The following is a 25,422-nucleotide window of genomic DNA, read 5'->3' as shown; positions in this document are numbered from 1 at the left end:
CGGCACGGTGTCGAGGCAGACAGACACCACAAGCAGGCGGCAACGCAGCCGGGCACAGAACACCCCCGCATGCAGCAATGCAAACGGGCACACACAAAACCCTCACGCAGCGATGTGGCGGGGTGATCAACAAAGCCTCAAGCAGGAATGCGGCGAGGCAATTCTCTGGCCCTGACGCATCGAAGCGGGAGGGCAAACAAAAAAGACCCCAGGCAAACAAGCGGCGGGGCAACGGAAAAGGACTGAGACTATGACCGAAGTGCGCGTCCCCACGCTCGGGGAATCCGTGACCGAAGCGACAGTGGCCACATGGTTCAAGAAGCCCGGTGACAGCGTCGCCGTGGACGAAATGCTGTGCGAGCTGGAAACCGACAAGGTGACCGTCGAAGTGCCGTCGCCCGTTGCTGGCACGCTCTCCGATATCGTGGCCGGTGAAGGCGAAACCGTCGGAGTCGATGCGCTTCTGGCCAATATCTCCGAAGGCGCCGGAGCGGCTGCGGCCCCCGCCGCTGCCGCGGCGCCGGCGGCCCAATCCGCCCCAGAGGCGGAGGCCGAAACGGGCGGTGCCGCCGTGGACGTCATGGTGCCGACCCTGGGCGAAAGCGTCACCGAAGCGACCATCTCCACATGGTTCAAGAAAGTCGGCGACACCGTTGCCCAGGACGAAATGCTCTGCGAACTGGAAACCGACAAGGTCTCTGTCGAGGTGCCCGCGCCTGCCGCAGGCACCCTGACCGAGATCATCGCAAATGAGGGCTACACGGTGCAGGCGGATGCCAAACTGGCAATCATCGCTTCGGGCGCCGGTGCGTCTGCCGCCGCGCCAGCGGCGCCTGCCGCCGCACCCGCTCCCGCAGCGGCCCCGGCCTCCGCGTCCGGCGCAAAGGACGGCCCCGCCGCTGAGAAAGCCATGGCCGAAGCCGGCATCAATCGCGATCAGGTCACCGGCACCGGCCGCGATGGCCGCGCCACGAAGGCCGATGTTGCCAAGGCGGTGGCTGCCGCCGCGGCGCCGGCTCCGGCCGCACCGGCAGCAGCACCGCGCGCGCCCGTGCCCGCGGATGATGCGGCCCGCGAAGAGCGGGTGAAGATGACGCGCCTGCGCCAGACCATCGCGCGCCGCCTCAAGGACGCCCAGAACACCGCCGCGATCCTGACCACCTATAACGAGGTGGACATGACGGAGACCATGGCGCTGCGGAAGGAATACAAGGACCTCTTCGAGAAGAAGCACGGCGCGCGGCTCGGCTTCATGTCCTTCTTCACCAAGGCGTGCTGCCATGCGCTCAAGGAGGTTCCGGAGGTCAACGCAGAGATCGACGGCACCGATATCGTCTACAAGAACTTTGTGCATATGGGCATCGCCGCCGGCACCCCGCAGGGTCTTGTGGTGCCGGTCATCCGCGACGCCGACAAGATGAGCTTTGCCGAAATCGAGAAGGCGATTGCCGAAAAGGGCAAGCGCGCCCGTGACGGCAAGCTGTCGATGGCGGAGATGCAGGGCGGTACGTTCACGATCTCCAACGGCGGTGTCTATGGTTCGCTGATGTCCTCGCCGATCCTGAACCCGCCGCAATCGGGTATCCTCGGGATGCACAAGATCCAGGATCGGCCGATGGTCATCAATGGCGAGATCAAGATCCGCCCGATGATGTATCTCGCGCTGAGCTACGATCACCGCATCGTCGACGGCAAAGGCGCCGTGACGTTCCTTGTGCGCGTGAAGGAAGCGCTGGAAGATCCGCGCCGCCTGCTGATGGATCTGTGATCGCTTCCCGGCGGATCGATCCCGACCCTTTCGTGGCGCGCCTGTCCTGTGACGGGCGTGCCGATACTCCCGGGCGAGGCGCGTCCGTGATGCGCACCGTCTCTCACCACCCACTGGCCCCATTCTCATGATCGCCCCGACGACCCGCAGAGCGCAGACCCCGATCCGCAGAGCGTTTTCCGACGCTGTGTGCGCACAGGGCATCCTGCATCGCTGGGGCATGGCGTGCGGTGATCGGGCCTCACTCCCGCGTCAGAGACACGCACAGACACTTGAAACCATCCCCGCCTGGGCTGCGTTGAACCGGCAAACCTCCCATATCGAGTTTGCTCATGTCGACACGCACACCCCTGCTTCTCTGGCTGATCGTTCTTTACGCCACGCTCAACGGCCTGTGGCAGGCCTTTGCGGCCTCCGGGATCTGGCTTCTGGATCCCGCCGCCACGATGGGCGACATACGTCCCGTCCGCTCCACGCTGGTCACCGTGCATTCTGCTATCTCGGCGCTGCTGTTTCTGGCGCTGGCGTGGCTGGCCTACAAGCGCCGGGGCGCCGCGCTCTGGATTGCCCTGCTTCTGGTGCCGGTCAAGCTCATCGGCTGGAGCCAGGCGGTTGTCGCCGCCCCCACCTTGCCGGACCTTCCCGGTGCAATGATCGTGATTTTCATCACGTATCGCGTGGCCAGCGTCATCATGCTTCTGGTGATCGCCGCTTATCTCTGGCGGCTGCGGCGCAAGAACAGGGTCGGGTGACCGCGCCACGCGCCCCGGCGGGGGTGCTTGCATGAGTGCCACCGCCAGCCGCCAACCGCGCCCCGACTTGGCGCCGCCCGACACAGCTGTCGGCATTCTTCAGGCGCGCATCATCAAGCAGGCCGACCACACGCTGGCGATGCACCAGATCCTGCTACGCCACATCCCGCCGGTGCTGGAGACCACCCATCCCGAGGCACGCTTCGCGCCGATCGAATACACCCATGTCGCGGATGCGGAGGCCACGGTCTTCGCCTTCGGCGGCATGTCCCATGGGCTCACCATGCCAATCCGCGAGTTTCATGGCCAGTTGCGCGGGACGGCGTGCAACGTGGTCTACCTCAAGGACTTTCACCTCTGCTGGTATCAGAAGGGCCTCTTGAGCCTGACCCGGTCCCGCGCGGAAACGCTGGCGCTTCTGGCCGACCGCTTCGGCGACTTGCCGCGGCCATGGATTTTTGTCGGGTCCTCGGCGGGCGGTCATGCGGCCCTGTTCTTCGGCCATGCAATGACGGCTGACCGTGTGGTGGCCTTTGGCCCGCAAACCTATGTGGATCAGGCGGTCTTTGCGGGGAACCGTCCCAAGCTGGCGCATGAAACGGGTTTTGATTTCGATGATCCCGAAAACGATCTGCACGACCACCTGCAAGGCACCCGGAAGATCGCGGATGCCGTCATCGTCTATGCCGGTCGCCACGAGACCGACCGCCAACACGCGCGCCGCCTCGCAGCCATTGATGGCGTGCAGCTGATGGAGATCGACACCAACCAGCACGCCGTGGCCGCGGTCCTGCGCGCGCAGGGACAGCTCAAGGCAACGGTGTTCGGCGCAACCCTGAGCACAAACGGGGCCGGCGCATGACACCCGAACTCACCGCCCTCGTGCTGGCCGCGCTCTGGCAGACCGTGCATTTTGCGCTCTACTCCGTTCTGGCGCAAAAACAGGTCGGTTCGAAATACGCGGCCTCCTCGCGCGACACCCCGCGCCAGCTCACCGGCACCGCGGGCCGCGCACAACGCGCGATGCAGAACAGCTTCGAAGGTCTGATCCTGTTTGCCATTGCCACGCTTGTCATCACGTTTGCCGACAAGGGCAATGCGCGCACAACGCTCGCATGCCTTGTCTATCTGCTCGCACGCGGGCTCTACCTGCCTGCCTATCTCTTCGACTGGGTGCCATGGCGCTCCGTGATCTGGTTGGTGGGCTTTCTGGCCACCAACCTGCTCTTTGTCATGGCGCTGTTCTGATCATGTCCTGTGTCATCCCGCACCCGCGCAGGCTGCATCCTGCCCCAAACCTCCGGGCCTGTCTTTGCCTGCAAAGACGGGGGCATCGCCCCGCCCCCGGCCCGTCCCACAGCATGACGCTGACCATTCGCACTCAAGACTGACCCGCAAAGGAGTCCCCCCCATGTCCCAATACGATGTCATCGTGATCGGTTCCGGCCCCGGCGGCTATGTTGCCGCGATCCGTTGCGCGCAGCTTGGTCTCAAGACCGCCTGTGTCGAAGGCCGCGAGACGCTTGGCGGCACCTGCCTCAACGTGGGCTGCATCCCGTCCAAGGCGCTGCTGCACGCCACGCATCAGCTGCACGAGGCCGAGCACAACTTCGCCAAGATGGGCCTCAAGGGCAAAAGCCCCTCGGTCGACTGGCCCCAGATGCTGTCCTACAAGGACGAGGTGATCGGCCAGAACACCAAGGGCATCGAGTTCCTGTTCAAGAAGAACAAGGTCGACTGGCTCAAGGGGTGGGGCAGCATTCCCGAAGCCGGCAAGGTCAAGGTGGGTGACGACACCTACGAGACCAAGAACATCATCATCGCCTCCGGCTCCGAGGTATCGACCCTGCCGGGCGTCGAGATTGACGAGAAGACCGTCGTGTCCTCCACCGGCGCGCTGGAGCTTGGCAAGATCCCCAAGAAACTGGTGGTGATCGGCGCAGGCGTGATCGGGCTGGAGCTTGGCTCCGTCTATGCCCGTCTCGGCGCGGAGGTGCAGGTGATCGAATTCCTCGACCACATCACCCCCGGCATGGATGCCGAAGTGTCAAAGACCTTCCAGCGCATCCTCAAGAAACAGGGGCTGAACTTTACCCTTGGCGCCGCCGTGCAAAAGGTCGATGTGAGCCGCGGCAAGGCCAAGGTGACCTTCACCCTGCGCAAGAATGACAGCGAACACGTGATCGACGCCGACACGGTGCTTGTCGCCACCGGCCGCCGCCCCTTCACCGACGGGCTTGGTCTCGACGCGTTGGGGGTCGCCATGTCCGAGCGTGGCCAGATCAAGACCGATGCGCAATGGCGCACCAATGTGCCCGGCATCTACGCCATCGGCGATTGCATCGACGGTCCGATGCTGGCGCACAAGGCCGAAGACGAAGGCATGGCCGCCGCCGAGGTGATCGCGGGCAAACATGGCCATGTGAATTACGGCGTTATCCCCGGCGTGATCTACACCCACCCGGAGGTGGCCAATGTGGGCGCCACGGAGGAAACGCTCAAGCAGGAAGGCCGGGCCTACAAGGTCGGCAAGTTCTCCTTCATGGGCAATGGCCGCGCCAAGGCAAACTTTGCCGCGGACGGGTTTGTGAAGATCCTCGCGGACAAGGAAACCGACACCATTCTCGGCGCCCATATCATCGGCCCGATGGCCGGTGACCTGATCCACGAAATCTGCGTGGCGATGGAATTCGGGGCCTCCGCCGAAGATCTCGCGCTGACCTGCCATGCGCATCCGACCTATTCGGAAGCGGTGCGCGAGGCGGCGCTGGCTTGCAACTCGGGCGCGATCCACGCCTGAGCGCTCCGGCCAAGCCAGACGACAAAGGGGCGCCCGCTGGCGCCCCTTTCCCGTTGGCCCTCCGCCCTTTCGAGCGACGACCCCTCCCTTGTCCTTCCCGAGCCGACCGCCATGCGGGCGGTTGGCCGCTGTCTTGGCTCAGCTCGCCTTGAGCTCCCCGTTGGCAATCTGCTCGGCCTCGATCGACTCGAACAGCGCCTTGAAATTGCCCTCGCCAAAGCCGTCATCGCCCTTGCGCTCGATGAACTCGAAGAAAATCGGCCCGATCACCGTCTTGGAGAAGATCTGCAGCAGGATCTTCGTCTCGCCGCCATCCACAACACCCTCACCGTCGATCAGGATGCCGTGCCGCTTCATCCGCTCCACCGGCTCGGAATGCCCCTGCACCCGGTCGAAGGACAGATCGTAATAGGTCTCCGGCGGCGCCGGCATGAAGCGGATGCCGCGCTCCGCAATCGCGTCGGTTGCGTCATAGATGTTGCGCGCGCCAACGGCGATGTGCTGGATGCCTTCGCCCTTGTATTTCTTGAGATAAGAGACAATTTGCCCGGTCTCGCCGCGATCCTCGTTGATCGGAATGCGGATGCGCCCGCAAGGCGACGTCAGCGCCCGCGACAAAAGCCCGGTGAACTTGCCCTCGATGTCAAAGAACCGGATCTCGCGGAAATTGAACAGCGTGCCGTAGAACCGGAACCACTTGTCCATGTTGCCGCGGAACACGTTATGCGTCAGGTGGTCGAGGTAATAGAATCCCACACCGCGCGGCTTTGATTCCGCAATCCAGTCGAACTCGGCATTGTAGGGTGATGTGTCGTAATATTGGTCGGTGAAATAGATCAGCGACCCGCCAATCCCCTTGATTGCCGGCCAATCCACCGTCTTGTCGGCACCTTCGTACGGCTCCGCCCCTTGCGCGACCGCGTGCTCAAACGCGTGCTGCGCATCGACAACGCGCCATGCCATGGACGGCGCACACGGCCCGTGCTCCTCGACGAAGCGCGCGGCAAAGGAGCCGGGTTCGGCATTGATCACATAGGTGATGTCGCCCTGCTGCCAAAGTTCGATGGCCTTTGTCTTGTGCGTCGCCACATGCGCATAGCCCATCCGGGCAAAGAGATCCCGAAGTTCTTGCGGATCGGGATGGGCAAACTCGACAAATTCGAACCCGTCGGTCCCGGCGGGGTTGTGGTCAGTGATCTGCGCCTGCGGCGCGTCATGCGGAAACGGTCCCATCGCGGCTCTCCTCTGTTGTGTCCGTCTCGGGTTGATCTGGATGGAATATATCTTTACCCGCCTGCGGCTTTTGCGCATAGTTCACGGCCAAGAGCCCAATTCCGCACGATTCACGCGCAAAACAACACAGAGACACACAATCCCCGCATGAGCTTTGATCCGACCGATATCGCGCTCCTCGCCCATCTGCAGCGCAACGGCACCGCCACCAGCGCTGAACTCGGCGCCGCGCTCAACCTCTCAGCAAGCCAGGCCGGCCGCCGCCGCCAACGGCTGGAGGAGACCGGCGTGATCCGCGGCTATGGGGCCCGGCTCGACCCGCTGCGCCTTGGCCTCACGGTGCAGGCCTTCGTTCAGGTCGGGCTGGACCGCCACTCCGCCGAACACGGCGCCTCCATCGCCCGGCTGCTGCGCACCCGCGCCGAAATCGTCTCCGCCTGGACCATGACCGGCGAAGCGGATTACCTGCTGCGTGTCTATTGCGAGGACCTCACCGCCCTCAATCGCTTGATCCACGAAGTGCTCCTCGCCCATCCCGCGGTCGCAAGGGTGCAAAGCCAGATCGTGATGGACCAGACAAAACCAGACGCGCCCCTGCCCATCGGCTGAGCGCGCCCCCAACGGCAAAAAGCGCCCGCCGGTTCAAGCGCGCGCTCTTCGTTTCTTCTGTCCGGAAATACTCCGGGGGGAGGCGCAGCCGGGGGGCAGCGCCCCCCTGCCCGATCAGCCTTGCAAGCGCTCCGGCAGACGGTTCGCCCAGGCCGAGATGGTGCCGGCCCCGAGACAGACCACCATGTCGCCCGGCATCGCCTGCTCTCGAACCAGCCGCTCCAGATCGTCCTCGTCATGGATCGCGCGTGCATGGCGGTGCCCGTGTTGCACCAGGCCAGACACGAGGTCATCGCGCGACGCCCCGGCGATGGGCTCTTCACCGGCGGCAAAAACCTCGGCTATCGCCACCACGTCCGCCTCGTTGAAACAGGTGCAGAACGCCTCGAAATGGTGGCTCAACCGTGTGTAGCGATGCGGCTGGTGCACCGCGATCACGCGCCCCTTGGCATCCGGCCCGCCGATGGCCTGCCGTGCCGCCTTGAGCACGGCGGCAATCTCCACCGGGTGATGGCCATAATCGTCGATGATCGTGACCCCGTTCACCTCGCCAACACGGGTGAAGCGGCGGTTGACCCCCTCGAACCCTTCCAGCGCGGTGCGGATCTCGTCGCCGGTCATGCCCAGATGCCGCGCCACGGCCACCGCCGACAGTGCGTTCGAGACGTTGTGATCCCCCGGCATCGGCAGCACCAGCCCAACCAGTTCCTCGCCCGAGGCAAAGCGCACGTCGAAATGCGCGCGCCCGCCCTCATAGGTCAGGTTCACCGCCCGCACATCGGCCTGCGCGTTGAAGCCATAGGTGATCACCCGCCGGTCGCTGATCCGCCCGACCAGCGCCTGCACTTCCGGATGATCGGTGCAGCAGACCGCAAGGCCGTAAAACGGGATGTTGGAGACAAAATCGTCAAAGCCTGCGCGCAGGTTCTCGATCGTGCCCCAATGCTCCATGTGCTCAGGGTCGATATTGGTCACGATGGCAATGGTCGCGGGCAGACGGTTGAACGTGCCGTCGCTCTCGTCGGCCTCCACCACCATCCATTCGCCCTGCCCCATCCGCGCGTTCGAGCCATAGGCGTGGATGATGCCGCCATTCACCACCGTCGGATCGTAGCCGCCCGATGTCAGCAGGGTCGCCACCATCGTGGTCGTCGTCGTCTTGCCATGGGTTCCGGCCACGGCGATGTTCGACTTGAGCCGCATCAGTTCGGCCAGCATCTCCGCACGCCGCACCACCGGCAAACCGCGCGCGCGCGCCTCGTCCAGCTCCGGGTTGCCCGGCTTGATCGCGGAGGAGATCACGACAACCTCGGCACCTTCGAGGTTCTCCGCGCGCTGGCCCTCGAAGACGACCGCGCCCAGCTGTTCAAGCCGCTGGGTGATCTTCGATGCCTTGAGATCCGAGCCCTGCACGCGGTAGCCGTGGTTCAACAGCACTTCGGCAATGCCCGACATGCCAATGCCGCCGATGCCCACAAAGTGGATCGCGCCCACGTCGATCGGAAGCTTCGTTGCCCCGTTCATCGCCATGGCCCTGTCATTCGCCAGATCTTTCATCGCCCGTGCCCTCTGTTGTTATGGTTCTGTCCTGTGTTCCCAAGCCCTCGACCAGATCGGCGAGGTGTTCTGCCGCGTCGGGCCGTGCCACCGACAGCGCGGCCCGCGCCATCTGTTCGGCCCCTTGCGGATTGTCGAGAATGGCGAGGATCGCCTCGCTCATCGCCTCCACCGTCAGCTTGCTCTCCGGCATGCGGATCGCCGCACCGGCCTCCGTCAGCCCGCGCGCATTGGCGGTCTGATGGTCGTCCATGGCGTGCAGATACGGCACGAGGATCGACGGCCGCCCGATCACAGACAGATCCGCGACCGAGGAGGCCCCCGCGCGGCTGATCACCAGCTGGCTGTCGGCCATGCGCCGTGGCAGGTCCTGAAAGAAGGGCTGCACCTCTGCCGCGATGCCATGCTCGGCATAGTATTGCTCGACACGGGCCTGGTCCTCGCCGCGGGCCTGGTGGGCGATCCGCAGATGCTCCAGCGCCGCCATGGGCAGGTTCGCAATCGCCGGCGGCACCACGTCCGACAGGATGCGCGCGCCCTGGCTGCCCCCAATGACAAGGATCTCCATCGGGTAAAGCCCCGGCGGGATATAGGGCGCCTCGGCGCGATCCTTCACCGCCGCGCGCACCGGGTTGCCCACATACACCCCCTCGACGCCCTCAGGCAGATCGGTGGGCCAGGTGCCGCAGGCCATCACGTCGACGCGCGGCGCAAAAAACGTGTTCACCCGACCCAGAACGCCGTTCTGTTCGTGGATCATCTTGGGAATCTTGAGCAGATGCGCCGCCGACAGGGCCGGAATCGACGGGTAGCCGCCAAAGCCGATCACCGCGCGGGGCCGTTCGCGCCGGAATCGCGCCGCCATGGAGGCAATCCCTGCGGCGATACGGAACGGAGCCGCCGCCTTTGCCGCGATCCCGCCACGCGCAAAGGTCGCCGACGCAACCTCCTCGATCTCCACCGAATGCGGGAACCCACCGACATAGCGCGCGCCCCGCGCGTCGGTCGACAACCGCACCCGCCAGCCCCGGCGCAACAACACCTCGGCCAACGCCTGCGCGGGGAACATGTGCCCGCCGGTGCCACCCGCTGCCATCACGACCAAAGGCTTGCCTTGCGTCATGTCCTGTCCTCATCACCCAACTGGCGGCGCTGTATACCAGCCGCACCGCCCCGGCAATCATTCCGCGCGCCGATCGGCTTTATCCCGCCGGAGCGTCGTCTCCTTCTTCCTCCGCCCGCCTCCGGGCGTGTCATGCTGCCCCCGCGCGCGCCATGCCTCCTCGGTCGCACCGCACCCACGAACAGGCGGCCGCGCCTAGTCCACCGGCCGAAGCCGGGAGGGCTCGGTCGGACGCGCCACACGCCCGCGCAGAAGCTCCCCGATCTCGCCCTGCGGCCGGGTCCGCGTGAACGCCAGCAACATGCCAACCGCGATGCCACCGGCAATCAGCGAAGAGCCCCCGTAGCTGACAAAGGGCAAGGTCATGCCCTTGGCCGGCAAGAGCCGCACCGCGACCCCCATGTTGATCATCGCCTGCACGCCGAACATCGCCGCCAGCCCGGTGCCCGCAAGCCGGATAAAGGGGTCACGCTCCCGCATCAGCCGGATCAGCGAGCGCACAACAACCGTGGCATAGAGCGCGATGATGAACAGCACGAGCACCAGCCCGTATTCCTCCGCGGCCACCGCGATGATGAAATCCGTATGCGCATCCGGCAGGCTCCATTTCACCTGCCCCTCGCCGACCCCAACGCCAAAGAACCCGCCCTCGCGGATCGCGTTGGTGGCATAGCCAAGCTGCGTGGTCGGGGCCACATCGGCACTCAGGAACCCGTCGATCCGGCGGGCGAAATGCTCCGAGGCGTCATAGGCGATCACCCCGCCCACGACCACAAGAGCCGCAAGGCACAACAGCAGGATCATAGGCGCGCCACCCACAAACCACATCACGCCCCAGCCGAACAGAACCAGACAGGCCTGGCCGAAATCCGGCTGCAACGCCAGCATCAGCACAATCGCCACCGTCAGCAGGAACGAGTAGAGCCGCCCCGGCGGCCCGCCCAGATGCTGCGCTGCGGCCATCATCCATGCGGCGGCAATGATGAAGGTCGGCTTGAGGAATTCCGAAGGCTGGATGCTCGCAAACCCCAGCGAATACCACCGGGTCGCCCCCTTGCCGAAATCGGTGCCGAAAAACGGCAGCAGCGCCAGCGCCACAAAAGAGAAAAAGAAGCCGATCACCGCCAACCGCCGCACCAGAACCGGCGACATGAGGGATGTGAAAAACAGCGCGATCAACGCCAGACCGCCAAAGACCGCCTGCTTCTGGACGTAGTGGAAGGCGCCAAATCCGTTCCGCTCCGCAAGGGGCGGCGATGCAGCCAGCCCCAGCAGGATCCCCGTGCCGAACAACATCAGCACACAGGAAAGCGACCACCGATCCACCGTGCGCCACCATTTCGGCAACACAGGTTCGACATCGCGCACGGGAACCGTGCCATACACCATCTCTGTCATGGGACCACCGCTCGACACTGCCTCAAAACGCCCGTTTTCCGGGTCTGAGACGCACTCTAGCGCGGAAATTCGCTCAAAACCAGTTTAATTCACGCACGCCGTCGCAAACCACGCCGGCCCGCCGCGGACATGCTGCGCGCATCCGGCCAGCACGCCGGGATGCGCCATGGCCGGCATGGGCGACGGCCCCTTGCGCCGGGGCGCGCAAAACGCAAGAAACGCGCATGGAAATCCGCACCCTCATCCTTGGCGCCGGCGCCGCCGGGCTCATGGCCGCCGCGCATGCCGGCCCCGGCGTGCTGGTCATCGACCACGCCAAGAACCCCGGCGAAAAGATCCGCATCTCCGGCGGCGGGCGGTGCAATTTCACCAATCTCTACTGCGATTCCAGCCAGTTTCTGGGGGAAAACCCGCATTTCCACAAGTCGGCGCTCGCCCGCTACACCCAGTGGGATTTCATCGACCTCGTCGACCGGCATGGCATCGCATGGCATGAGAAGACCCTTGGTCAGCTGTTCTGCGACGGGAAAGCCACCCAGATCATCGCCATGCTGCTGGAAGAAATGGCGCAGTCCGGCGCGGATCTGTGGCTGCGCACATCCGTCAAGGCTGTCCGCCGGGCCGATGGCCGCTTTGTAACCACGCTCGATCGCGACGGTCACGACGTCACCGTGACCTCGCAAAACCTCGTGCTGGCCACCGGCGGCAAGTCGATTCCCAAGATGGGGGCCACCGGGCTGGCCTATGATCTGGCGCGCCAGTTTGGCCATGCGGTCACCGAAACGCGGCCCGCCCTCGTGCCCTTCACCTTCGAAAAGGACCGGTTCGGCGCGCTCGCGGGGGTGTCCTGCCCCACGGTGGTATCCAACGCGCGCATCCAGTTCGACGAGGGCCTCCTGTTCACGCATCGCGGCCTGTCCGGTCCGGCGGTGCTGCAAATCTCCAGCTACTGGCGCGAGGGAGAACCCGTTCACGTCAACCTTCTGCCCGGCACCGATCTCGCCGCCCACCTGAAATCCGTGCGCAGCAGCGACGGGCGCCGCACGCTCCGAACCGAAATGGCGCATCTGTTGCCCGCCCGGCTGGTCGATCACATGGCTGAACAGACCGACCTCTCCGGCAATCTCGCCGATCTGTCGGACAAACGGATCGCCGCCATCACCGATGCGCTCCAGAATTGGCATCTCAAGCCCACCGGCACCGAGGGCTACCGCACCGCAGAGGTCACGCTGGGCGGGATCGACACCGCCGGGTTCTCCTCCAAGTCCATGATGTCCAAGACGCATCCCGGCCTCTATGCCATTGGCGAGGCGCTCGATGTGACCGGCTGGCTCGGCGGCTACAACTTCCAGTGGGCCTGGGCCTCCGGAGTCGCCGCCGGGCGGCATATCGCGGGAACCGGTTGACCTGTCGCGAAACTGTCGTACACCGGTGCGGCACCCGTCATCCGGCAGCGCGACATGACCCTCTCCCGACACCCCACCCTGCATCCGCGCAACTGGCGCCGCGCCATCGAGGCCCATGTGCCGCGCAAGGCGGCGCGCGACTGGCTCAACAGGCTGCGCTTCGGTCCCGATGCCCCGCAATCGGATGAATGCATCTACGTGGACCCCTGTCGCGTCCATCACCAGTTTCTGGGCAAGGCATCCCGGTTCGATCTGGGCCGGCAAGCCAGCGGACGGGTGCTGGCGGGTGATTGGGACAAGGCGCGCGGCGATATCGAAGCCAACATGAAGCTGCAATCCTGCCGGATGCGCTGGCAACAGGGCGCCAAGTGGGAAGACACGCCGATCCATGCCCGCCACCGTGCCGAAATCGCCGCCGGCAAGGCTCCCGACGGCATGCGCAGCCTCGATGATCTGGACGCGCGCGCCGCGGCGCTGGATGCCATCTTCGAAGAGACCCGCGCACGCGGCCGGCTTCTGGCGCAGCACGAGCTGCCCGACATGTTCCGGCGTGAGGCCGGTGGCGTGCTGATCCATATCGGCCGCGACGGAACCTTGCTGCGCGCAGGTGGCGGCGCACATCGCTTCGCCATTGCCCGTATTCTGGAACTGACCGAAATGCCCGCGCAGCTCGGCGTGGTGCATGCCCTGGCGATGGCCGAAAACCCGCTCATCGCCCTGCGCAAATCCCGCCTGACGTGATTCCGCCCGCGCTCCGGACAGCGCCGCGCCGCGCGCCACCGGACTGTCGCAACGGATCGGGCTCAGGGATCCGCTAGGGATCCGTCGCGCCCGGCGAGGCAGCACGCGCGTGGCACACCGCGTTGCCGGCCGCGTCGCCCGGTCACGGTGACGTCGACGGAACGCCGCGCGCCCTAGCGCATCAGCTTCGCCACCTGCGCGCTGAAATCCTCGCCCCGCTTCTCGAAATTGTCGTATTGGTCGAAACTCGCCGCTGCCGGCGCAAGCAAGACCACGTCGCCGGGTTCCGCCTCCGCCGTCGCCCGCGCCACGGCAACCTCCATCGTGGTGCAGATCTCCGCCTCCACATCCTGGATCTGAAGCGCAAAGGCCTGCGCCTCCCGCCCGATCACATAGGCCTTGACCACATGATCCAGCGCCGGGTGCAGCGCGTCCAGCCCGCCCTCCTTCATCAAGCCGCCGCAAACCCAGCGAACCCGCGGGAACGCGCGCAACGCCTGCAGGGCTGCATCGACATTTGTCGCCTTGGAATCATTGACATAGCGCACGCCGTTGATGTCGCCCACATGCTGGCTGCGATGCGGCAGGCCCTCAAAGGACCGCAGCGCCGCCTCGATCTCGCGCGGGGCCAGTCCCACCGCCCGCGCGGCGGCATAGGCGGCGCAGGCGTTCTGGTGATTATGCGCTCCCGGAAGCCCCGCGATCTCGCGCAGGTCAATGGACGCGACCTGCCGCCCCTTGCGCCACTCGCTGAGGAACCCCTTCTTGGCCAGCACATGCCAGCCCACATCCGGCGCCTTGCCGCCGCTGGCCACACGGATCACCCGGTCATCGTCCCGGCCCATGGAAAGCTGGTTGGCGATGAACTGGCCCTCGACCTCATCCACCCCGATCACCGCACGATCCGGCCCGCCCTCGGCGAACAATCGGCGTTTGGCGGCAAAATAGCCGCCATGCCCGGCGTGACGATCAAGGTGGTCCGGCGAAAGGTTGGTGAACACCGCCACATCCGGTGTCAGCGCGCGCGCAAGCTCGGTCTGATAGCTCGACAGCTCCAGCACCACCAGCGCGCCATCTCCCGGCGGATCGATGTCCAGCACCCCACGCCCGATATTGCCCGCCAGCTGGCTGTCGCGCCCCGAGGCGGTCAGCACGTGGTGGATGAGCGCGGAGGTGGTGGATTTGCCGTTGCTCCCGGTCACGGCAATCACCCGAGGGACACGGTCGAACCGATCCCACCCGGCCCCCATGGAGCCAAAGAAGAGCCCGATATCGTTGTCGACCGGCACCCCCTTGCGCAAAGCCTCCGCAATCACCGGGTTGGGCTGCGGGTAGAGATGCGGGATACCCGGCGACACCACGAGCACGGCCAGCGCCGCCATGAGATCGCCGCTCAGGGGCGCAACCTGCAAACCCTCGGCCTCCGCCGCCGCCCGGGCGCCCGGCGTATCGTCCCAGACGGTCACATCCGCGCCACTCGCCACCAGCGCCCGCGCCGCAGCGAGGCCCGAGCGCCCCAGCCCGAGCACCCCGACACGCGCGCCCCGATATCCCACAACCTCGATCATGCCGACCTCCCGCAATTTGCCCCAGCGCTACCGCAAAGCGCCCCGGGGCGGAAGGGGTCAGCGCCGCTCGCCCTCCTCCGCGACAAGGCCGTAGCGCGCCGCAAGACGCCAGACATGCTCCGGGATCATGTTCTTCATCTTCGCCGGATGCGCCCGACGCAAATGCAGCACGGTCTCGATCGCCTTCATCTCGACGCGCGCGCGGGCAAATTCAAGGCCCCGCGGCCCGGTGCGCGGCTGCAGCCACGCCACGATGGGCCGCACCCAATCCGGCATCCGGCGCAACGGCAACCCGCCCGCGGCGCGCGCGGTATTGGCCATGAAGCCGGCAACGGCCGCCTTGCGCTTGCCCTTGTCGGTCAAGGGGCGGAGCTCCACGCTCTCGCCAAGGCGCTCCAGCATCGCGGCACCGCGCGCGTTGCGCACGATCAGCCACTGATCGCCGTCCCCTCCCATATAGCCCACCGTGATATCCGCGAGACGGTTGGTGTAATCCACGCAGGTCTTGCAGGTCATCGGAAAGAAATCCGCCGGCAGATCGCTGAGCGGCAGCTTCAGGAACGGGATGAACCGCGCGGGCCGCCCATCCTCAAAACGCAGTTCAACCCGGTAATCGGCCCGGAACTCGAGATAGGAAATCGTCTCCGGCTTCGGATCGAGCCGCGCGAGAAAGTCATGAAACCGCGCCGTGGTGGTGTTGTCGGAACAGGGCGTGCCGATCACCAGGAGCTGCTCGAACCCAAGCTCCGCCTCCAGCGCCCGCAGCGCGTGTACCTGACAGGGTACCCCGATCACCGCAAGTCGCCTGAGCCCCATCTCCCGCGCCGGCTCCAGCAGTGCCAGAAGCGGCCCGAACCCCATGCGCATGCCGCGGCATCCGGCCAATTCCTCGGGGTCGGTCACGATCACCGGCATCGGCTTCCAGCGATCCTCCGGGTCCGGCGCTGTGGCCAGAACGCCATCCACCGCGCCCGCGCGCAACAACGCCTCGGCAAGACCGGTGGTCAATCCGGTCCACTGCGCGCCCGGCGCCGCCGGAACCCGTCGCGCCCGATGCATCGCCTGCGTGACCCCGAAGAACGCCTCCTCGCCGCCGTCCTGCGCGGCCCGCCCGTGCACGCGTGCCTCGAGACCGGGGTAATCCGGCTGGATAAACTGGCAGGCCCGGCCACAGGCCCGGCCGTCGCCGATCCGGCTGATCCCGCAATCGGTGCACAGCCCCGCGCGCGGCGCGCCGCCGATCTCCGGCACCAGAATGCCCCGTCCAGACCCGTCCATGCCCGCCTCCGTGTCAACTTCAATAGTGTCAACCATAGCTGACACATGACCGCAGAGCCAGAGCCTTCGCGCCCCGCCCGGTTTCCGTTGCCGCAGCCCCGGTTTCTTCTGTCCTGAAATACTCCGGGGGAGTCACAGCTTGCTGTGACGGGGGCAGCGCCCCCCTTCGCCCAGAACGGCCACCGCAATCAAACCTGCGCCCAAGAGACCCGAAAAGCCGGCCTCAAGGCCCCAACCCGCGCATCGACAAGCCGCATAGACCGGCGCCCAACGCCCAACGGCGCGCGCCCGCTATCCGTGCTCACCGACAAACCGCACACACCCGCACCCAAGACAAATCCGCATGCGACACGGGACACAAACCGCGCCCGGCGCTCCGGACGCGTCAGCGCACCTTCAGCGTGGCAAGCCCGATAATCGCGAGGATCAGGGATATGATCCAGAACCGGATCACGATCTGTGGCTCCGCCCAGCCCTTCTTCTCGTAGTGGTGATGGATCGGCGCCATCAGGAACACCCGCTTGCCGGTGCGCTTGAAGTAGAGCACCTGCACGATCACCGACAGCGCCTCGACCACAAACAACCCGCCCACGATCGCCAGCACCAGCTCGTGCTTGGTCGCCACCGCGATCGCACCCAGCGCGCCACCCAGGGCGAGCGAGCCGGTATCTCCCATGAACACCGCCGCGGGCGGCGCATTATACCACAAGAAGCCAAGCCCGCCGCCGACAACACCGGCCGCAAAGATCAGGATCTCTCCGGTTCCGGGCACGTAATGCACATCCAGATATTCGGTGAAATCGACCCGACCCACCGCATAGGCAATCACCCCAAGCGTCGAGGTGGCGATCATCACCGGCATGATCGCCAACCCGTCCAGACCATCGGTGAGGTTCACCGCATTGGCCGCGCCCACGATGACGATCATCGCAAAGGGCACGAACAGGAACCCGAGATACAGCAACGTGTCCTTGAACACCGGGAACGCCAGATGCCCCGCCAGCGGCTCGGGGTGATACTGCGCGGCCCAATAGCCCGCAATCCCCGCGATCAGAAAGCCAAGCCCGAGCCGGACCCGGCCCGACACACCGGCAGTGTTCTGCTTGGAGACCTTGGCATAATCATCCGCGAAGCCGATCGCCGCATAGCCCATGGTCACAAACAGAACCATCCAGACAAAGGGGTTGTCGAGCCGCGCCCATAGCAAGGTCGAGGTCAGAAGCGCGCCGACAATGAGCAACCCGCCCATGGTCGGCGTGCCCGCCTTGGCGAAATGCCCCTCCGGCCCGTCGGAACGGATCGGCTGACCCTTGCCCTGCGTGCGGCGCAGCACGTTGATCAATGGCGGGCCAAACAGAAAGCCAAACAAGAGCGCAGTCAGGAAAGCCCCACCGGCCCGAAAGGTGATATACCTGAAAAGGTTGAAGAAATCACCGCCATCGCTCAGCTCTGTCAGCCAGAATAACATCTGCGTCCCCCGTCAGCCCTGCGGCCTTGTTCGTGAGCCTGCGGCTTGGCCCATTTTGCGGATGGCGTCAACAACCCGTGCCAACCCCATCGACAAAGACCCCTTGACGAGCACCACGTCCCCGGCGTCGAGATCATGATGCACGCCCTCCGCCAGCCCCTCCGCATCTTCGGTCCAGCGGCCGCGTTTCTCCTCCGGCAGCGCCTCCCAGAGCACGCGCATCAACGGACCGGCGCAATGCACCGCATCGATCTGCGCCATCGCGGGCAGCGCGGCAATCGCGCGATGCAGCGCCTCCTCGGTGCGGCCAAGCTCCTTCATGTCGCCGAGATAGGCGATCCGGCGCCCGCGCGAGACCCGCCCGACATCGTGACGGGGCTCCGCCGCAGCCAGCACCTCCAATGCCGCGCCGAGCGAGGCTGGATTGGCATTATAGGCGTCGTCGATCAGCTCCACCGTCAGCCGGTCATCGACCGCATCAAGCTCGATCACCTCGCGCGCCCCGCGCCCCGCGCCGGGCGACCAGCGCCCCAGAGCCGCAACGCTGATCGCGCGGTCAAGGTCGAGCGCCTCGCCAGTGGCCAGAACCGCCATGGCGTTGACCGCGAAATGCCGCCCCGGCACGGGCACCTTGTAAAGCACCGGCGCGCCCGCGATCTCCGCCTGCACCACGGTCTGCTGATCGCCCACCGTGACAGACGCCACGCGAAAGGCGTGCCCGGGCGCCTCGCCAAAGGCCAGAACCCGCGCCGCCCCCGCCGCGCAGTCATGCAGGATCGCCGAGACGTCCAGATCACCGTTCAGAACCGCGATCCCCTCCGGCTCAAGCCCCTCGAAGATGGCGCCCTTTTCGCGCGCGATCCCCTCAAGGCTTTCGAACGCGGCCAGATGCGCCGGGGCGACAATCGTCACCATGGCCACATGCGGGCGCGCCATGCGCGACAGCGGCGCGATCTCGCCCGGCGCGTTCATGCCAATCTCGATCACCGCAAAATCCGCGTCGCGCGGCATCCGCGCGAGCGTGAGCGGCACACCCCAATGGTTGTTGTAGCTCTTTTCGGCCGCATGCACCCGGCCATGCGCGCCCAGAACCGTGCGCAGCATCTCCTTGGTGGAGGTCTTGCCGACCGAACCCGTCACCGCGACAACTCGGCCTTCGAAACGCGCGCGCGCGGCAACACCCAAAGCCTCCAGCGCGCTCTGCACATCGTCCACGAGCAGCAGCGGCGCGGTCTCCGGCACGCCCTCGGGAATGCGCGACACTAAGGCCGCCCCCGCGCCCGCCTCCAGCGCCTGCGCGACAAAATCATGCCCGTCACGCGCCGCCTTGAGCGCCACGAACATCTCCCCGCGCCCGAGCGTGCGCGTGTCGATGCTGACACCGCTCACCGCAAAGGGCGCGAGCGCCCGTCCGCCGGTCGCCGCCTCTGCCTCCTGCGAGGTCCACAACGCCATCTCAGAGCCCCTTCCCGTCAAGAGCCGCCACCGCGACGCTGGCCTGCTCGGCATCGTCAAACGGATAGACCGTGTCGCCGACGATCTGTCCGGTTTCATGCCCCTTGCCACAGATCAGCAGCGCATCCCCCGGCCCCAGCGCATCGACCCCGCGCAGGATCGCTTCGGCCCGGTCGCCCACCTCGGTCACCGTCTCGCTGGCCTCGCGTGCACCGGCCATGACCGCGGCGCGGATCGCCGCCGGATCCTCGGAGCGCGGATTGTCGTCGGTCACGATGACCATATCCGCCGCCTGTGCCGCCGCGCGGCCCATCAGCGGCCGTTTGCCCGCGTCCCGATCTCCGCCCGCCCCGACGATGACAACGAGCCGGCCCATCACATGCGGGCGCAGCGCCTGTGCGGCCGTCGCCACCGCGTCCGGCGTATGGGCGTAATCCACGAACACCGCCGCGCCGTTTTCCCGTGTCGCGGCCAGCTGCATGCGCCCGCGCACCGTTTCCAGCAACGGAATCATGTCGAACACGTCATCGGCATCGGCCCCGCAGGCGATCACGAGCCCCGCCGCGATCAGCACGTTTTCCGCCTGGAACCCGCCGATGAGGTTGAGCCGCTCCTGACGCACCGTTCCGCGGTAACTCAGCCTCAGATCCTGGCCCGTCGCATCGAAGCGCTGACGCTCAAGACAGAGATCCGCCGCCTCCCGCCCGACCGTGATGACATCCTGACCGCGCGCCTTGGCCATCGCCAGAATATCGACCCCGCGCGGGTCGTCTATATTGACCACCACGGTGCCATCCTCGGACAGCACGCGCACAAAAAGCCCCGCCTTGGCGGCGAAGTAATCCTCGAAACTGGCGTGGTAATCGAGATGGTCCTGGGTGAAATTCGTGAACGCCGCCGCCTTGAGCGTCACCCCGTCCAGCCGACGCTGGTCCAACCCGTGCGAGGACGCCTCCATCGCCACGTGGCTCACCCCGGCGCGGGCGGCCTCCGCCAGCGCGCCATGCAAGGTCACGGGTTCGGGTGTGGTATGGGCCAGTGGCGCCTGCCAGTCGCCCTCGATGCCGGTGGTGCCGAGATTGATCGCGCGCACGCCAAGCTCCTGCCAGAGTTGGCGGGTGAAGGTCGCCACCGACGTCTTGCCATTGGTGCCGGTGACCGCGACCACCGTCTCGGGCTGCACCCCGAACCACAATGCCGCGGTAAAGGCCAGCGCCTGCCGCGGATCGGCGGCAATCACAAGCGCCGCATCAGAAGCGTCGATCTCCGCCTGCGCGATCCGCGCGCCCGCCGCATCCGTCAGGATCGCCGCCGCCCCCATCCGCAAGGCGTATTGGATGAAGGTTGCGCCATGCACCCGTGTGCCGGGAAGCGCCGCAAAGAGAAACCCGTCCTTGACCTCGCGGCTGTCCACGGTCAGCCCGGTGATGCGCACATCGCGCCCGCCGCGCGCCGTCAGCCCCAGTTCGCTCAAGGATTTCGTCGCCGTCTCCACCATGCTTTCCCCAATCCGCTGTCATCCGCACAGGCAGCGCGCGGCGGGCAAAGCCCCGGATCATGCGCGCCGATCATGCGTGTTCCCCAAATCCGGAGCCGCCACGCCGAATCTCTTTTGGCGCACAGGGCGTCGGACCGGGCAACTCCCGTGTCGGGCATACGCAAATCTGGCGCCACGCACCAGATGCGCCTTGCATCCGGTGCTCAGCGTGAGACTTCGATGAGGCGCTCAAGCGACATGGGCGGATATTCCGGCGTCAGCCCAAGCAGCGGCGCGATACGCGCGATCATCTCATGCGCCACCGGCACCGCCGTCCAGCCCGCCGTGCGGCGCGGCTTGCTGCCCGATGTCTCCACCGGCTCGTCGAGCGTGACGACCAGCACGTATTTGGGATCATCCGCCGGGAACATGGAGGCAAAGGTCGCGATCACCTTGTCGTCGTAATAGCCACCGCCGCGCGGGCGCGGCTTGTCCGCGGTCCCCGTCTTGCCGCCCACCTTGTAGCCGGGCACACGCGCAAAGCTCGCCGTGCCTTCGGTCACAACCTTGCGCAACATGGACCGCGCGGCCTTCGCGGCCTGCTCGGACATCACGCGCGCACCCTCTACCGGCCCGTCCTGGCGTAGCAGCGTCGGTTGCAACATCCGCCCGCCATTGGCAATCGCCGTGTAGCCCGCCGCAAGATGCAGCGGCGAGGTCGACAAACCGTGACCATAAGAGATCGTCACCGCGTGAATGTCGCTCCACTGCTTGGGAAAGAGCGGCGCGCCGCCCCGCGCCTCGACGATTTCAAGCGGAGTCGGCTCGAACATGCCGAGATCCGCGAGAAACTGCTTCTGGCGCGCCTTGCCGATGGACAGGGCCAGCTTGCCGGTCCCGCGGTTGGAGCTTTTCACGATGATGTCGGACACGCTGAGCGCGCCGTAGTTCTTGTTGCGGAACTCGCCGATCCGGTGCCCGTTCACCACCATGGGCGGTTTGGTGTCGATCACCGTGTCGCTGCTCACGAGGCCAAGATCGACCGCCTGCGCGGCGGTGAAGATCTTGTAGACCGATCCAAGCTCGTAAACGCCCTGCACCGCGCGGTTGAACAGCGGGCTGTCGCCCGGCTCGCCCTCGGTTGGCGGGCGCGGGCGATCGTTGGGGTCGAAATCCGGCAGCGACACGATGGAGATCACCTCGCCGGTCTTCACATCCATGAGCACGGATGCCGCGCCCTTGGCGTTCATCAGCTTCATTCCCGCATCGAGCACCCGTTCCGCGGCGGCCTGCACCGTCAGGTCGATGGACAGCGCCAGAGGCGCGCCTTCCCGCGCGGGGTCACGCAGCTCCGCATCGAGGTATTTCTCGATCCCCGCCGTGCCGATGACCTCGGCCGAATGCACCCCTTCGCGGCCGAAACTGGCGCCGCCAAGAACATGTGCCGCCAACGCGCCATTGGGATAGAGCCGCATCTCGCGCGGCCCGAACAACAGACCCGGCTCGCCGATGTCATGCACCGCCTGACGCTGCTCGGGGCTAAGCTTGCGCTTGACCCAGAGGAATTTGCGCTTGCCGGTGAAATCTTCGATCAGCCGCTCCTCGTCGAGATCGGGAAAGATCTCCGCCAGCGCCTTGGCGGTGCGGATCGGCTCGATCATCTGCTGCGGATGGGCATAGAGCGAATGGGTCGTCATGTTGGTCGCAAGGATGCGCCCGTGCCGGTCGGTGATATCCGCCCGGCTCGCGATGATCGACGAGCCCGTGGCCTGTGCGCGCGGCTCCACCGGGTCGGATGCGGCCAGCACGCCCATACGCGCGCCGACAACCGAGAAGGCACAGACAAACATTACGCCCAGCACAAGCAAACGGCCCTCCGCACGATGCCGCGCGCGGTCGCGCATTTCCTCGTGGCGCAGGCGCAGGTTCTCGCGCTCGATGGCGTCCGGATTTTCGCCCTTTTCACGGGCCTCGAGGATTCGCGCCAACGGGCGCAGCGGTGTCCGGATCATGGCTCTGCCCTCCCTTGTGCCGCGCCAAGGCTGGTCACGTCGATGGCCCCGTCAAAATCCACCGGCTCCGGCGTCGGAAAGATCACCTGCTCGGCGATGCCGAACTGATCCGAGCGCAGCGGCAACAGCCCCAGCCGGTCGAAATTGAGCTCCGCCAGATCGCGCAGCCGGTCAGGGCGATTGAGATAGGCCCATTCCGCGTTCAGGATGGCCAGCCGCTCGCGCGCTTCGCGAATGTCGCGGTTGAGCGCATCGACACGATCGAGCGCTTCTTTCGTGGTGTAATTCTCGCGATAGGCCCAGAAACCGGTGCCGATCACCGCCAACGCTGTCAGAAGATAGAGAAAACTGCGCATTGTCCCTAGCGCCTCCGTGGTCTGCTCGATTTCGACTGTGATGCCCGCCGGTCCGGGACGTCCGGCATGGCGATGGCGTCGGCTGCGATGGCCTGCGCCGGCTGGCTTGTGCGCCGCGCCACCCGCAGTTTTGCGGACCGCGCCCGCGGGTTTGCCGCCAGCTCGTCCTTGTCCGGCCCCACCGCCTTGCGGGTCAGGATTTCAAACGGCGCGTCGGGTTCGGGCGGCGGCGCATCGCTGTAGCGGTTCACCTTCACCTTGGGCGCGCCATGGGCCTGAAAGAACCGTTTGACCATGCGATCCTCGACCGAATGGAAGGTCACCACCGCGAGCCGCCCGCCGGGCTTCAACGCGCGCTCCGCGGCCATCAGCCCTTGCCACAGCGCGTCATATTCGCCGTTCACCGCGATCCTCAACGCCTGAAAGCTGCGGGTGGCCGGGTGGCTCTGCCCCGGTTTCTGCCTCGGCAGGCAGCGTTCGAGGATGTCCACAAGCTGCAAGGTGGTGGTGATCGGCGCGACCTCGCGGGCCTTGACGATCGCCTTGGCAATCCGGCGAGAGGCGCGTTCCTCGCCATAGATATAGAGGATGTCGGCCAGTTCGGTTTCGCTGGCCTCGGCCACGAGATCCGCCGCCGTCCGGCCCGCCTGCCCCATGCGCATGTCGAGCGGCCCGTCGCGCATGAACGAAAAGCCCCGCTCCGCGCGGTCAAGCTGCATCGAGGAAACCCCGAGATCGAGCACAACCCCGTCCACCTCCGCGCCATGCGCGTCCATCTCTGCAAAATTGGCCTGAACCAGCGCAACCCGGTCGCCGTAAGGCGTGGCCCAGTTCGCCGCAAGCTCCAGCGCGAGCGGGTCTCGGTCGATCCCGATCACGCGCGCCGCGCCCGCCTCCAGAAGGCCGCGCGTATAGCCGCCCGCCCCGAGCGTGCCGTCGATCCACACGCCGTCAACCGGCGCCACGGCCTCAAGCAGCGGCCCCAGAAGAACCGGAACATGGGGCGCGCCGCCGGTATGGACCGCCGGACCGGACATTCAGAGCGCCTCAGCGTCGTTGAGCCACTCCATCGGATCTTCCGGTAGGTCTTCGGACAGCATGTCCTCATCGACCGCATCGGTCGGCACGTAGCGTTCCGCCGCCCAGATCTGAAAGGTATTCAGGCTCGCCACCGCATAGGCCTCGCTCTCAATCCCGTAGCGCTTGCGCAGCTTCGCCGGGATCACGATCCGCCCGGTGTCGTCGAGAGACGCATCGACCGATCCGGAGGAATAGACTTTCTGCAACTTCCGCTTGCGCTCACCGGCCGGCATCGCGTCGATGCGGTTTTCGATGCGCTCCATCTCGGCGACGGTAAAGCACTCCAGATAAGGCACCTTGTGGTTGCCATAGACCATCACAAATTGGGGATTGGCGTTTTCCTTGCTGGCGGGATCCCAGTCCGGGTCGCCCGCGCCAAGGACACCGCGAAATCTCGAAGGGATGGACATCCGCCCCTTCGCGTCGACCTTAAGCCGAAATTCGCCTCTGAACCTTAGCTTGCGGCCCACTGTCCCTGACTGCCCTTGCCTTGCCCCCTGAAACGGAAAAACGGCGGGTTGATCTGCTGCCACTGATCAACCCGCCGCGTGACCCGCGTTTGCGGGTATCTCCGACTGCGCGCGCCACCTGGGGGGATGTCTGCTCGCCCGCGCGCCGGATTCTTTGTCACGATGAAGAGCGGTGCCTGTATGATACCTGCTCAGTTTTTTGTTTTTGGTAATCGGTGTGGGGTCGTTTTGGTGGTGCCCCGCGTCCGTTCCTCATCGTGTGAACTATGGATGCCATGGGAAAGCATGGGACGCAATAGTTTTTTAGGGGAATTTGACACAAGATCCTGTTTTCGACCCCCACTCAAAACAAGATGATGTGCCCTCTTGAGCGAATTTTGCGCAGATCAGGTAGGCCACGCCATCAGGAGCACAAAATGTTGTAGAGTCCGGATGGAGGACATAATCTCCCACAAAATCCCCCACCCTGGCCGGTATTTGGCGTTTTGCTTGAGTTTCAGCCGGCCTGCAAGGTCTGTCTGCGCCGAATCCGGGCCGATTCAGGCCGAGATTCGACGCCGAATCGGAATTTCAGGCCTTTCCGGCCCCGGAGTCCGGAATTGCGAAATAGCGGGGCCATGAATTCCCATAGCCAGTGCGCGGGTTTCCAACTGCGGTGCCACAAGATCCCATACGTGGCGCCATGGGATCCCAAGCGTGGTGCCAAAAAGAGCCCATGCGTGTGCCATGGGATCCCAAGCGCGGTGCCACAGGATCCCATACGTGGTGCCATGGGATCCCAAGCGTGGTGCCACAGGATCCCATGCGTGGTGTCACAAGATCCCATGCGTGGTGCCACCGGTTCCCGTACGCGTCGTTTGTCGGCCCCATC

General features: G+C 65.7%; 21 protein-coding genes. 8 read left to right on the top strand and 13 right to left on the bottom strand.

The window, feature by feature from the left end; genetic code table 11:
- Positions 1 to 250: 250 nt before the first annotated feature.
- The 5 genes from odhB to lpdA all read left to right on the top strand — a co-directional run bounded on the left by odhB (position 251) and on the right by lpdA (position 5,320).
- Complete coding sequence (odhB, locus tag J1C49_RS02855; RefSeq protein ID WP_227444288.1) at positions 251 to 1,768, top strand: 2-oxoglutarate dehydrogenase complex dihydrolipoyllysine-residue succinyltransferase; 1,518 nt, start codon at positions 251 to 253, stop codon at positions 1,766 to 1,768.
- Between the two features lie 332 nt (positions 1,769 to 2,100).
- Complete coding sequence (locus tag J1C49_RS02850; RefSeq protein WP_227444287.1) at positions 2,101 to 2,520, top strand: hypothetical protein; 420 nt, start codon at positions 2,101 to 2,103, stop codon at positions 2,518 to 2,520.
- 31 nt (positions 2,521 to 2,551) lie between these two features.
- The gene (locus J1C49_RS02845; RefSeq protein ID WP_227444286.1) at positions 2,552 to 3,382 is read left to right on the top strand and encodes a hypothetical protein; all 831 of its coding nucleotides are present in this window, start codon (positions 2,552 to 2,554) and stop codon (positions 3,380 to 3,382) included.
- Complete coding sequence (locus J1C49_RS02840) at positions 3,379 to 3,768, top strand: MAPEG family protein (protein ID WP_227444285.1); 390 nt, start codon at positions 3,379 to 3,381, stop codon at positions 3,766 to 3,768. Before J1C49_RS02845 ends, J1C49_RS02840 begins: the two co-directional genes overlap by 4 nt.
- Before the next feature lie 163 nt (positions 3,769 to 3,931).
- Positions 3,932 to 5,320: a dihydrolipoyl dehydrogenase gene (gene lpdA / locus J1C49_RS02835; RefSeq protein ID WP_227444284.1), complete on the top strand. Its 1,389-nt coding sequence runs from the start codon at positions 3,932 to 3,934 to the stop codon at positions 5,318 to 5,320.
- Between the two features lie 138 nt (positions 5,321 to 5,458).
- On the opposite strand, the gene hppD is transcribed toward lpdA, so the two are convergent.
- Complete coding sequence (gene hppD, locus J1C49_RS02830; RefSeq protein ID WP_227444283.1) at positions 5,459 to 6,553, bottom strand: 4-hydroxyphenylpyruvate dioxygenase; 1,095 nt, start codon at positions 6,551 to 6,553, stop codon at positions 5,459 to 5,461.
- Between the two features lie 147 nt (positions 6,554 to 6,700).
- On the opposite strand from hppD, the gene J1C49_RS02825 reads away from it, so the two are divergent.
- The gene (locus tag J1C49_RS02825; RefSeq protein WP_227444282.1) at positions 6,701 to 7,162 is read left to right on the top strand and encodes an Lrp/AsnC family transcriptional regulator; all 462 of its coding nucleotides are present in this window, start codon (positions 6,701 to 6,703) and stop codon (positions 7,160 to 7,162) included.
- 114 nt (positions 7,163 to 7,276) lie between these two features.
- Here J1C49_RS02825 and murC read toward each other — a convergent pair whose 3' ends face one another.
- The 3 genes from murC to J1C49_RS02810 form a co-directional block, all read right to left on the bottom strand.
- Positions 7,277 to 8,686, bottom strand: coding sequence for a UDP-N-acetylmuramate--L-alanine ligase (gene murC / locus J1C49_RS02820; RefSeq protein ID WP_227444404.1), 1,410 nt, complete (start codon positions 8,684 to 8,686; stop codon positions 7,277 to 7,279).
- Between the two features lie 13 nt (positions 8,687 to 8,699).
- Positions 8,700 to 9,842: a UDP-N-acetylglucosamine--N-acetylmuramyl-(pentapeptide) pyrophosphoryl-undecaprenol N-acetylglucosamine transferase gene (locus J1C49_RS02815; RefSeq protein ID WP_227444281.1), complete on the bottom strand. Its 1,143-nt coding sequence runs from the start codon at positions 9,840 to 9,842 to the stop codon at positions 8,700 to 8,702.
- A 195-nt stretch (positions 9,843 to 10,037) separates the two neighbouring features.
- Entirely contained in the window at positions 10,038 to 11,240 is a 1,203-nt protein-coding gene (locus J1C49_RS02810) for a putative peptidoglycan glycosyltransferase FtsW (RefSeq protein WP_227444280.1), read from the bottom strand.
- 224 nt (positions 11,241 to 11,464) lie between these two features.
- On the opposite strand from J1C49_RS02810, the gene J1C49_RS02805 reads away from it, so the two are divergent.
- Positions 11,465 to 12,646, top strand: coding sequence for an NAD(P)/FAD-dependent oxidoreductase (locus J1C49_RS02805; protein WP_227444279.1), 1,182 nt, complete (start codon positions 11,465 to 11,467; stop codon positions 12,644 to 12,646).
- 54 nt (positions 12,647 to 12,700) lie between these two features.
- Complete coding sequence (locus J1C49_RS02800; protein WP_227444278.1) at positions 12,701 to 13,387, top strand: hypothetical protein; 687 nt, start codon at positions 12,701 to 12,703, stop codon at positions 13,385 to 13,387.
- Between the two features lie 173 nt (positions 13,388 to 13,560).
- Here J1C49_RS02800 and murD read toward each other — a convergent pair whose 3' ends face one another.
- The 9 genes from murD to J1C49_RS21895 form a co-directional block, all read right to left on the bottom strand.
- Positions 13,561 to 14,955, bottom strand: coding sequence for a UDP-N-acetylmuramoyl-L-alanine--D-glutamate ligase (murD, locus tag J1C49_RS02795; protein ID WP_227444277.1), 1,395 nt, complete (start codon positions 14,953 to 14,955; stop codon positions 13,561 to 13,563).
- A 57-nt stretch (positions 14,956 to 15,012) separates the two neighbouring features.
- Positions 15,013 to 16,269 (bottom strand): Coenzyme F420 hydrogenase/dehydrogenase, beta subunit C-terminal domain, encoded by a 1,257-nt coding sequence (locus J1C49_RS02790; protein ID WP_370639362.1) that lies wholly within the window; start codon positions 16,267 to 16,269, stop codon positions 15,013 to 15,015.
- A gap of 349 nt (positions 16,270 to 16,618) precedes the next feature.
- Complete coding sequence (mraY, locus tag J1C49_RS02785; RefSeq protein ID WP_227444276.1) at positions 16,619 to 17,701, bottom strand: phospho-N-acetylmuramoyl-pentapeptide-transferase; 1,083 nt, start codon at positions 17,699 to 17,701, stop codon at positions 16,619 to 16,621.
- 12 nt (positions 17,702 to 17,713) lie between these two features.
- Positions 17,714 to 19,156, bottom strand: a complete 1,443-nt coding sequence (murF, locus tag J1C49_RS02780) for a UDP-N-acetylmuramoyl-tripeptide--D-alanyl-D-alanine ligase (RefSeq protein WP_227444275.1) — start codon at positions 19,154 to 19,156, stop codon at positions 17,714 to 17,716.
- A gap of 1 nt (position 19,157) precedes the next feature.
- Positions 19,158 to 20,654 carry a UDP-N-acetylmuramoyl-L-alanyl-D-glutamate--2,6-diaminopimelate ligase gene (locus tag J1C49_RS02775; RefSeq protein WP_227444274.1) on the bottom strand — a complete coding sequence of 499 codons (1,497 nt, stop codon included), beginning with the start codon at positions 20,652 to 20,654 and terminating at the stop codon, positions 19,158 to 19,160.
- 203 nt (positions 20,655 to 20,857) lie between these two features.
- Positions 20,858 to 22,645 carry a penicillin-binding protein 2 gene (locus tag J1C49_RS02770; RefSeq protein ID WP_227444273.1) on the bottom strand — a complete coding sequence of 596 codons (1,788 nt, stop codon included), beginning with the start codon at positions 22,643 to 22,645 and terminating at the stop codon, positions 20,858 to 20,860.
- Positions 22,642 to 23,001: a cell division protein FtsL gene (locus J1C49_RS02765; RefSeq protein WP_227444272.1), complete on the bottom strand. Its 360-nt coding sequence runs from the start codon at positions 22,999 to 23,001 to the stop codon at positions 22,642 to 22,644. The genes J1C49_RS02770 and J1C49_RS02765 overlap by 4 nt, the downstream gene beginning before the upstream one ends.
- Before the next feature lie 5 nt (positions 23,002 to 23,006).
- A complete protein-coding gene (gene rsmH, locus J1C49_RS02760; RefSeq protein ID WP_227444271.1) occupies positions 23,007 to 24,038 on the bottom strand; it encodes a 16S rRNA (cytosine(1402)-N(4))-methyltransferase RsmH in 1,032 nt (343 codons plus the stop codon).
- On the bottom strand, positions 24,039 to 24,491 hold the full coding sequence (locus tag J1C49_RS21895) for a division/cell wall cluster transcriptional repressor MraZ (RefSeq protein WP_370639361.1): 453 nt from the start codon (positions 24,489 to 24,491) through the stop codon (positions 24,039 to 24,041).
- Positions 24,492 to 25,422 lie beyond the last annotated feature (931 nt).

This window comes from Cognatishimia sp. F0-27 (genome assembly GCF_020667845.1).
In the GTDB taxonomy this organism is placed as follows: Bacteria; Pseudomonadota; Alphaproteobacteria; order Rhodobacterales; family Rhodobacteraceae; genus JAFMPQ01.
Note: the sequence above shows the minus strand (reverse complement) of the source record. Positions and strands in the feature narration are given on the sequence as shown.